Annotated in this window: 3 protein-coding genes; all 3 read right to left on the bottom strand. The window is 50.7% G+C overall.

Annotated elements, in window-relative coordinates; genetic code table 11:
- The coding region (locus Q0294_RS14755; protein ID WP_299466946.1) for a penicillin-binding transpeptidase domain-containing protein at positions 1-933 on the bottom strand (933 nt) is incomplete at its 3' end.
- 107 nt (positions 934-1040) lie between these two features.
- Positions 1041-1355: a hypothetical protein gene (locus Q0294_RS14750; RefSeq protein WP_299466943.1), complete on the bottom strand. Its 315-nt coding sequence runs from the start codon at positions 1353-1355 to the stop codon at positions 1041-1043.
- Positions 1356-1452: 97 nt separating this feature from the next.
- Positions 1453-2414 (bottom strand): LysM peptidoglycan-binding domain-containing protein (locus tag Q0294_RS14745; protein ID WP_299466940.1); only part of this gene is annotated, 962 nt, incomplete at its 5' end.

Here is a 2414-nt window from a genome sequence, read left to right as displayed (position 1 = left end):
CAGCAACCCCTTTTCAAGCGCAGCGGCCACGATAAATGGTTTTAAAGTGGAGCCGGGTTCATAGATGGATGCAATCGCCGTATTTTTCCAGGCGGACTCAGAAGTGTTTTCGGGATGATTTAAATCAAATGTGGGTACGGAAGCCATAGCCAGCACTTCACAGGTTTTGACATCCATCACGATCGCGCATGCACTTTTGGGCTGCCATTCCTGAATAATCGACTGCAACTGGCGCTCAGTATACAACTGGATGATCGAGTCCAGTGTCACAACGAGAGTTTCTCCATTGCGTGCCGCGACACGAGAATCATTGCGCACCTCAATCACACGGCCATGAGCATCACGCACCAGAAACCGATAGCCGCTTTGACCGCTAATCAGATGATCAAAAGCTTCTTCGATTCCCCCCTGCCCTTTTCCATCGATATCCCGCAGTCCCAGCGCATGTGCAGCCAGCGCGCCCTGGGGATACTGCCTGCGATATTCCTGGCGAAAGCCCCAGGCGTCATCGGACAGGCTGAGGGATCTGATCCCTCTGAGCTCCTCATCTGTCAGCCGGCGTTTGACCCACAGAAACAATTTGTCCTGGTTCTGATTCAGTCGATCCAGAAAATGTTCCTGGTTGAGGCAGAGAATCTTACAGACCTCTGTTACGTTTTTCTGTTTTTTCAGCTCCTGCGGAATCACATACAAACTGTTGGTCACAATGGTCGTTGCCAGCAGTCTCCCGTTTCGATCAAGAATATCACCCGGCCTGGCTGGTATTTTTTCTTTGCAAACCTGCTGCCGCGCAACCACAGTGGCAAATTGACGGTGCCCGACATATTGAAGAAAAATGAGTCGTCCGGAAATCACGATCCATGCCAGCACCACCAGAAGGATCAGGCTCCATGTGCGCCAGCCGATGCGAAGATTCAACTTTCCGGAATTCAAGAAACTGCCCACCTTCTTCAATGAGCCCCTGAGATAAGGTTCCCTTTCAGGAGCGGGGTGCGATGCCGCGCTCCTGCATTTTCAATTCTCAGTTCGTACTACCCGTACTACTTTTCATCCTGTTTAGACGAACGGTTCAAATGCCATTGCAACAGCGGCATATCACGACGATTTGTCGATGCAGGACGTTGATTCGACTTGACGTCGAGCTCACCCCTTTCGATGGAATTCAACACCTGCCTGGGAGAGCCTGCCTGCTGTGTGGCCAATTTCATTTTGGCATGCGCGTTGATCAACACTTCCAACTGGTAATGCTGACGACTGACCTGGCGCTTGAGCTTCAGGCTTTCTTTCTCAAGACCGATTCCGACCAGTGAAACAGCAACCGCTAAAAAGATTGCGCTGCCGAAACGGAATAACATCGAACCCAACCTTCCCAAGCCGGCGGGTCGACCATGATTCGATTTACCGCCGGTTTAGAATCCCATGAAAAAAGACGAACACATACGCCTGATTTCACTATCGGCTGGATGAGTTTCCTGGAACAAGACTGACTCGGCTGGCATCGTAAGGGAGCTGCAATTCCGTGCCAATTTGTAGCTTATTCGGGTTTTGCAGGTTTTGACGATTGATCTGATAAATCTGATACCAGCGGGAAGAACGCCCGAGGTGCTTCTGTGAAATATCGGTCAATGTATCAGTGCTGCCCACGCGGTACATCGGACGCCCATCCTGGCTGATAAAAAAGCCGGCTGGCTTGCTCGGCTTGCGAACGGCACCTGTTCCCGCAAACTCACTGACTGTGGTCTGCGTTGCTTTAAGCCGGGCCTGATATTGTGCATCGATCGATGCGCGATCCGGCGTCAGCAGTTTCAAACCAGGTTTCATTTTGCGGGGATCGCTCACACGATTTCGGTTGATTTCTGCCAGTAGTTGAAAATAGCGGCCGCTGCCATAGAGTTTCTTAGAGATCGTCCAGAAATTTTCCCCGTTCTCTACGGCATATTCACCACCCGCAATCACGGCTGGCTGTTGATTGAACTCCGACTCCTGCTGAGATCCAAATTCCTGTGTTGAAACTTCTCTGACCGGTGCAGGACCGTCAAATAACCCCCGCGCCTGGGGAACCTGTTGGGCCGTCATCTCGGAATCACGAAATGAACCGGAATCAATTGCCGCAGCAGGACGCTTGACGGTTGTGACACTTTCCGCCTGTTGCGCTGAAAATTCTTCTGCGCGAAAATTTCCAAAACGCTCTTCGTTTTGATTCGAATTTCCTTCACTGAATTCAGAAACTTTGGGCTGTTCGAATCCCTGATCGGCTGCAGCCGGCATCTCCTTTGGGAAAGCGTTCTCATTTGGGATAGTTGCGGGCTGTGGTTCGCTTTGTGAGAATCCCGGATCTTCAAAGGAACTAATTTCTTTGGGACTGGAAATATCGGTAATTTTGACTTTCGCTGTTTTTGCAGGAAATTCTTCAG

It is taken from the genome of uncultured Gimesia sp. (genome assembly GCF_937919775.1).
In the GTDB taxonomy this organism is placed as follows: Bacteria; Planctomycetota; Planctomycetia; order Planctomycetales; family Planctomycetaceae; genus Gimesia.
The sequence above is the reverse complement of the archived record's forward strand: the minus strand, read 5'-3'. Positions and strand labels throughout refer to the sequence as shown.